At 65.7% G+C, this 7,634-nt stretch carries 5 protein-coding genes and 1 pseudogene; 4 read left to right on the forward strand and 2 right to left on the reverse strand.

Annotated elements, in window-relative coordinates:
• Window positions 1-124: 124 nt before the first annotated feature.
• Window positions 125-1,353: pseudogene (locus PG887_RS21215) on the reverse strand (uracil-xanthine permease family protein).
• 317 nt (window positions 1,354-1,670) lie between these two features.
• Between PG887_RS21215 and PG887_RS21220 the strand changes: the two are divergent.
• Complete coding sequence (locus tag PG887_RS21220; protein ID WP_270822850.1) at window positions 1,671-2,945, forward strand: Hint domain-containing protein; 1,275 nt, start codon at window positions 1,671-1,673, stop codon at window positions 2,943-2,945.
• 117 nt (window positions 2,946-3,062) lie between these two features.
• Here the strand turns inward: PG887_RS21220 and PG887_RS21225 are convergent, their stop codons facing one another.
• Window positions 3,063-4,772 carry an NAD-dependent malic enzyme gene (locus PG887_RS21225; protein WP_053288261.1) on the reverse strand — a complete coding sequence of 570 codons (1,710 nt, stop codon included), beginning with the start codon at window positions 4,770-4,772 and terminating at the stop codon, window positions 3,063-3,065.
• A gap of 221 nt (window positions 4,773-4,993) precedes the next feature.
• Between PG887_RS21225 and mobA the strand changes: the two genes are divergently transcribed.
• From mobA to PG887_RS21240, 3 genes are all read left to right on the forward strand, one after another.
• A complete protein-coding gene (mobA, locus tag PG887_RS21230; RefSeq protein ID WP_104454492.1) occupies window positions 4,994-5,608 on the forward strand; it encodes a molybdenum cofactor guanylyltransferase MobA in 615 nt (204 codons plus the stop codon).
• Window positions 5,605-6,354, forward strand: coding sequence for a molybdopterin-guanine dinucleotide biosynthesis protein B (gene mobB / locus PG887_RS22760; protein ID WP_104454493.1), 750 nt, complete (start codon window positions 5,605-5,607; stop codon window positions 6,352-6,354). Before mobA ends, mobB begins: the two co-directional genes overlap by 4 nt.
• Before the next feature lie 81 nt (window positions 6,355-6,435).
• The gene (locus tag PG887_RS21240; RefSeq protein WP_045523960.1) at window positions 6,436-7,515 is read left to right on the forward strand and encodes an FUSC family protein; all 1,080 of its coding nucleotides are present in this window, start codon (window positions 6,436-6,438) and stop codon (window positions 7,513-7,515) included.
• Window positions 7,516-7,634 lie beyond the last annotated feature (119 nt).

Consider the following 7,634-nt stretch of genomic DNA (forward strand, 5'->3'; position numbering starts at 1 on the left):
AGGGCGGTGAAGATATCAAAGACCCGTTTTCCGGTAAATCGCAATGCGGCTCCGCTTAAGTGAACAGCATTGCACCCAAAGGTGGCCTCTTTTTCATCATCTCAACGTACAGCAAGCCAGGTGCTTAATCCTTGGCGCTCTCCATGGCACCCGTTTCGGAGTGCTGGGGCAGGATGAGGTTCAGCAGGATGGCCGCCACCGAGGCCAGCCCCACGCCCGCCAGGGCGAAGTCACCGATCTTCATCTCCAGGGCACCGACACCCACGGTCAGGGTCACGGCCACGATGGCGATGTTGCGGGACAGTCCCAGATCCACCTTGGACTCCACCAGGGTCTTGAGACCGATGGCGGCGATGGATCCGAACAGCAGCAGCATGATGCCGCCCATCACCGGCATGGGGATGGAGGTGAGCAGGGCGTTGAACTTGCCGAAGAAGGCCAGAATGATGGCGAACACCGCCGCCCAGGTCATGGTGACCGGGTTGAAGTTGCGGGTGATCATCACGGCGCCGGTCACTTCCGCATAGGTGGTGACGGGGGGACCACCGATGAAACCGGCGAAGCAGACGCCGATGCCGTCACCGGCCAGGGTGCGGTGCAGGCCCGGATCCTTGGTGTAGTCCTTGCCGGTCACGCCGCCGATGGCCAGCACGCCGCCGATGTGCTCGATGCAGGGGGCGATGGCCACCGGCAGCATGAAGAGCGGTTGATCTCCGGGGTCTCGAAGTGGGGCAGCGCCAGCCAGGGGGCGTTGACCATGCCGTCGAAACTCACCTGGCCCATCAGCACGGCAGAGACATAACCGGCGATGACACCGCACAGGATGGGGATGAGCTTGATCCAGCCCTTGCAGAACACGGCGGCAATCAGGGTGACCGCCAGCGAGATCCCCGCCAGAGTCAGCGCCGTGGTGGCAGGCACCACCTGCTCACCGCCGGCACGGCCCATGGCCATGTTGCAGGCTACCTGAGCCACCGACAGGCCGATCACCATGATGACGGGACCGATGACCACGGGGGGCAGCAGCTTGTGCACGAAGCCCATGCCACGAGCGCGGATGATGGCCGCCAGGATGAAATACATGAAGCCCGCGGCAAACAGACCGAACATGGTGGAGGGCAGGCCCCAGGTCTGGGTGGCATAGATGATGGGGGCGATGAAGGCGAAGCTGGAGCCGAGGAAGATCGGCACCTGACGACGGGTGCAGAGCTGGAACAGCAGGGTGCCTACACCGGCGCCAAGCAGGGCCATGGAGGGGTTCAGACCGGTGAGCAGGGGCACCAGCACCATGGCACCGAAGGCGACAAACAGAATTTGCAGCCCGGCGACGCTTTGCTTGACCAAGGAAAACATGGGTATCCTTAATTTTTTGATAACTGACAGGGATATTTGACACTTTTCAGTCATCACAAGACGTTTTCAAGGCAGCCAACGGACCAAACGGCGTCATTTGTTGCCTTTTACTGCTTGGGGAGGGCATGAAACTGGCTTTTTAGGCGGGATTCGCTGCTACAAGCATCGAGGAAGCGATTTTACGCACTTTTATGGCCAACGCCAATCGTTTTTCCGGCGAGTTGACATGACAAGGCTTTCAACTGGTCGACGCAGATACCACCCCAACCCCCTCTCTATACTCGAAGGCGTGACCCCACACCGACAAGGAGTTCCCCATGTCACTGCCCTCGTTCAAACCCAGCCAGCGCCGACTGCTGCTGGGCTCGGCCATCGCCCTGGCCCTGTTCGCCACCCCGCTGAGCTATGACTTCGACCACCACCAGTGGCAGGCAAACCAGGCCCATGCCAAATCCTGCTTCATCGCCGGTACCCGCATCCTGATGGCCGATGGCTGCGAACGCCCCATCGAGACCCTGCGGATCGGCGATCGGGTGCGGGACAGGCACGGGCAGAGCAACCGCATCCAGGCCATCGAGCGGGTGGCGCTGGGGGCGCGCAGGCTCTACGGGCTCAATCATCTGCCCCCCTTCTTTACCGCCGAGCACCCCTTCCTCACCACCCGGGGCTGGGCAGCCATCGCACCGGCCATGACCCGCACCGAAAACCCGGCCCTCGCCGTGCTGCCGCTCTTTACCGGCATGCACCTGCTGGGTTGGTCAGAGGGGGGCAGCGCGGGCAACCTGGCGCTGGCGCCGCACCCTGTCGAACTGCTGGTGGCCTCCCTCTCCTGGGTTGATGCCCCGCCCGCCACGGCGCTGTTCAACCTGATCCTCGATGGCAGCCACAGCTATGTGGCCAATGGGCTGATCGTGCACAACAAAGGGGGGGATGGCGGCGGCAACAGTGGTAGCGGAGGCAGCAACAGCAGCGGTGGGGGCAGCAACAGCGGCGGCGGAGGCAGCAACAGCGGCGGCGGAGGCAGCAACAGCAGCGGTGGGGGCAATAGTAGCCACAGTGGAAACAATAGCGGAAATGGGGGCGATAGTAGCCATAACGGAAACAATGGCGGGGACGATAGTGGCCACGGCGGCGATGACCGTGGTCAGGGCGAACATGCCGGTGGCGACCAGCACGCTGGCGGCGATCGCCACGGCGGTGGCGACAAGCATGCAGGCGGGGAGCGTCATGCCGGTGGCCGGGTGGACGACAACGGTGTGGACGCCGTCGACGCCAATGGCAACAAGCTTCGAGGCGATGGCAGCGTGGATGACAACGGCGTGGACGCCGTCGACGCCAATGGCAACAATCTTCGGGGCGATGGCAGCGTGGATGACAACGGCGTGGACGCCGTCGATGCCAATGGCAACAAGCTTCGAGGCGATGGCAGCGTGGACGACAACGGCGTGGACGCCGTCGATGCCAGTGGCAACAAGCTTCGAGGCGATGGCAGCGTGGACGACAACGGTATGGACGCCGTCGACGCCAATGGCAACCAGCTTCGAGGCGATGGCAGCGTCGATGACCGCCTGGTGCCCCCGCCCGCTCAATAGGTGGCAGCGTCCTGCCCCGCACACACAGCAGGGCAGAAAACAGAGAGGGTGGCCTGGGCCACCCTCTCTGTTTCTATGGTATCGTCATGCCCGCGACACGTGCGGGCAGGTCGCACCTCAGACCCGGCGATAGGGCAGGTAGACCGGCTCCCACATATGGCTCAGGATGTGCTCTTGCAGATCCTGACCGATGAGTGGGTGGGAGGGGTCGCGGCGCACGATATCCTTGAGCACCGCGGTCGCCACGTGCACCGAGATGTTGCGCAGCTCGCTGATCCTCGGGTAGACGGTGCCCCGGGCGAGATCCGCCTCGCTCACGCACTCCGCGAGCGCAAAGGCGGCGGTGGTGAAGATGTCCGGGCTTATCTCGCGGATCTGGCTGACGATGGCCGCCAGCCCCACCCCGGGGAAGATGAAGACGTTGTTGCCCTGACCGATGCGATAATCCTGCCCATCATGATGCACGTCCTTGAACGGGCTGCCGGTGGCGACGATGGCGCGCCCCTGGCTCCAGCGGAAGATGTCTTCCGGCAACGCCTCGCAGTTGGCGGTGGGGTTGGAGAGGGGGAACACCATGGGGCGATCGCAGTGGGTCAGCATCAGCTGGATGTGCTCCTCCTGGAAGGCGCCACCGGCGCCGCTGGTGCCGAGCAGCACTGTGATGGGCACGTGGCGCAGCACCTCGGTCAGCCCCACCTTGCCCTGCAGATCCCACTGGGCCAGCAAGAGGCCCGGCTTGGCGTAGCGGCGCTTGTACTCATCCAGCCCCTCGCGGTTGTCACACACCAGCCCCTGGGTATCCAGGATGTAGATGCGATCCCGCGCCGCCTGCGGGTCAAGCCCCTCGCGGATCATCCCCGCGCAGATCTGATCCGCCACCCCGACCCCGCCAGCCCCGGCCCCGTAGACCAGGTAGTGCTGCTGGCCCAGGGTTTCCCCCTTGGATTTGACGGCCCCAATGATACCCGCCAGCACCACGGCCCCGGTGCCCTGGATGTCGTCATTGAACGACGGCAGCGCCTGCTGGTAGCGGGCCAGGTTGTTGAAGGCGTTGGACTTGCTGAAGTCCTCCCACTGCAGCACGGCGTTGGGGAAGTGGCGCTTGACCCCGGCCACGAACTTGTCGATGAAGTCGTCGTACTCCTTGCCGCGAATGCGCCTGTGGGGCTGACCCAGATACATGGGGTCATCCAGCAGCGCCTGGTTGTCGGTGCCCACGTCCAGCGCGATGGGCAGGCAGCAGGCGGGGTGGATGCCCGCCCCCAGGGTATAGAGGGCGAGCTTGCCGATGGGAATGCCCATACCCCCCACCCCCTGATCGCCGATGCCGAGGATCCCCTGGCTGTCGGTCACGACGATGATGCGCACCGCCTTGGCATCCATGTGGCGGGCGAGGGAGCCCATGTCATCGACGTTCTTCGGGGTGATGTAGAGGCCGCGCGGCTTCTGGAAGCGGTGGCTGAACTCCTGGCACGCCTTGCCCACGGTCGGGGTGTAGATGTAAGGAGTCATCTCCTCCACGTGGCGGGACAGGAGGGCGTAGAACAGGGTTTCGTTGCGATCCTGCAAGGCTCGCAGGTTCTGGTACTTCTCGATGTCGCTGCAGGCGCTCAGGAAGGCCTCATAGACCCGCTCCAGCTGGGCTTCGAAAGTCTGCACCTGGGGCGGCAAGAGGCCGCCCAGCTCAAAATCGGCCCGCTCCTGTTCGGTGAAGGCGGTGCCCTTGTTGAGGTTGCGATCGTTGAGCAGATTGGTGCCCGTCAGCGCAACGGGGCGAAAATCGTGACCCTGTGCATCTTTCCACAGCAGATATTGTCCGGTAGCCATAGTCATTCTCTTTGATTTACATGAAGTTGCCATCAGGCAGGAGAGCAAGGCTCAGAATGCTGGGGATCATATGACGTTTGCCGATCCGGTTTTGTGAGCTTGGACAAACCCTGCGGCCAAAGGCGCCTTTGCCGGGACAGCCGAAGGTTGCTCCCACGCCCGCCTTGGCGCAAGATCCCGACACGCCCCTGTGGGCATCCCTTTGCGAGCAACGGAGCACCATGACCCCTTCCTCTTCCCCCGCTTTTCTCGTCAGCGGCGTCATCCTCGCGGGCGGTCGCGCCACCCGCATGGGGGGCGATGACAAGGGCTGGGTGCCCCTCGCGGGCACTCCCCTGATCGAACACGTGCTGACCCGCCTGCGCCCCCAGGTGAACGAGGTGCTGATCAACGCCAACCGCAGCCAGGCTCGCTACCGGCAGCTTGCTCCCGTCATCGGGGACGCGCAGGCCGACTTCCAGGGGCCGCTGGCCGGCATGCTGGCGGGGCTGACGGCGGCCCGTCACGACTGGGTGCTGTTCGTCCCCTGTGACGGCCCCGCCCTGCCCCTTGATCTGATGACCCGCTTTCTCGCCGCCATCACCCCGGACACCGATCTGGTGGTGGCCCACGACGGGGAGCACCTCCAGCCCGTGGTCGCCCTGCTGCGCCGCGCCCTGCGCCCCTCCCTGCAACAGGCGCTGGCGGACGGGGAGCGCAAGACCGGGGCCTGGTTTGCCCGCCACCGGATGGCGGTGGTGCCCTTTGCCGATCTGCCCGACGCCTTCGTCAACCTCAACAGCCCGGCCGAACTCGCCGCCTGGGAGGCGAGGCTGCGGGAAGGGGGCGCGCCATGAGCCCCCTGCCCCTGCTCGGCTTCGTCGCCTGGAGCGGCACCGGCAAGACCACCCTGCTGGAGCGCCTCATCCCGCGCCTGGTGGCGCGCGGTCTGCGCCTCGGGGTGCTCAAGCACACCCACCACGCCTTTGACATGGACCAGCCCGGCAAGGACAGCCACCGCCTGCGCCAGGCGGGCGCCACCCAGGTGATGGCGGCCTCCGACCGGCGCCACGCCCTGATCCGGGAGACCCCGGAGGGGGAGCCCCCCTTCGAGGCGCTGCTGGCCCGCTTCGATACGAGCGCCCTGGATCTGCTGTTGGTCGAGGGGTTCAAGCACAGGCGCTTTCCCAAGGTGGAGCTGTATCGCGCCGCCATCGGCCGGCCCCTGCTCTTCCCCGATGATCCTGACATCGTCGCCCTCGTGAGCGACGCCCCCCAGGCCACGACCCTGCCCCGGTTCCCCTTCGAGGATCTGGAGGCCATCGCCGACTTCATCTGCGCCCGGTTGCCCCCGCACGAACCCCGTCAGGCCCCACCGCCCCTTCGCCTCTGCGCCCGGCTGCTGGCGGCCCTGCCCCCATCGGCAGAGCAGGGCGTTGTGCCCGGCTTGCTCAGTCAGGACGAGGCGGGCACCCTGCTGGTGCGCCCGGTGGATGGGGGCCACGACAGTGCCAACTGCCGCATCGAACGGGCGCCGGGTAGCGCGGCCCTTCCCCCCGGCGAGCGGGTCATGGTGCGCCTGCCGACAGGTGCGCCCGCATGAACCGGGGAAACGACGCAGGTCAAGGCGAATGCCGTCCCCCTTGCTATCCTCACCACCCTGACCCGAGATAAGAGAACGCCCTTGCGCCTCAATGCCCCGCTCTCCCGCTTCGATCTGCTCATCTATGGCCGCTACCGCCTGGTCCACGGCCTGCGCATCGCCCTGGCCTTCACCCTCACCTTCCTGCTGACCCGGGAGCTCAAGCTGCCGGAGAGCACCTGGCCCCTCATCACCCTGGTGGTGGTGATGGGCCCCATCTCGTTCTGGGGCAACGTGCTGTCGCGCGCCCTGCAACGGGTGGTGGGCACCGTCTTTGGCGCCGCCTGCGGGGTGGTGGCCCTCTATCTGGAGCTCTACTCCCTGCCCCTGATGCTGGCCTGGTGCTGCGCCATCATGTTCCTGTGCGGCTACCTGGCGCTCGGCAAGCGCCCCTATGTGGGGCTGCTCATCGGCATCACCCTGGGGGTCATCGTCGGCGGGGTGCCCGGGGACATCGAGACCGCGCTCTGGCGCAGCGGCGACGTCATCCTGGGGTCGGTGCTGGCCCTGCTGTTTTGCAGCATCTACCCCCAGCGGGCCTATACCCACTGGCGTCTGCAGATGCACGACACCCTGCAGCAGGCCGGGCGGCTCTACCACACCCACCTCTCCCCCAACGTGCTGGAGCGCCCCAAGCTCACCCGAAGCCATGCCCGCCTGCTCGCCAAAATAGTCAGCCTGCGCCCCCTGCTGGCCCCGGCGGTCAAGGAGACCCGCCTTGGCAGCCCGCTGTTCGAGGCGACCCAGACCACCCTTCGCAACAGCGTCTGCACCCTGGAGATGCTGGCCAACACCTATTGGCGGGATCGCCAGAGCCACTTCCTGATGCAGAGCCACCCGGGGCTTCGCGCCTGCCAGCAGGCGACAGAGTCGGTGCTCACCGAACTCGCCCTCATGCTCAAGAGCGGCGATACCACGGCGGCCGACCAGGCCATCGGCCGCCTGCAAGAGGCCGCCGCCAGGCTCGATGGGGACGCAAGCCAGGCGCCAGGCCAGGGACACGACCCCACCCTTGGCGGCTACCTCTGGCTCAATCTCCATCTCATCGAGCAGCTCGCCCACCTCCATCGCCTGCTGGGGCTGGTGCTGCAACCCTATGCCAAGCCCTCGGCCCGCCCCTGATCGCGCCGCCTGCAACCGCCCACAAAAAAGCCCCGCCGATGCGGCAATGCTGTTCACTTAAGCGGAGCCGCATTGCGATTTACCGGAAAACGGGTCTTTGATATCTTCACCGCCCTGGG

The organism is Aeromonas sp. QDB14 (assembly GCF_027707845.1).
Lineage (GTDB): Bacteria > Pseudomonadota > Gammaproteobacteria > Enterobacterales > Aeromonadaceae > Aeromonas > Aeromonas caviae.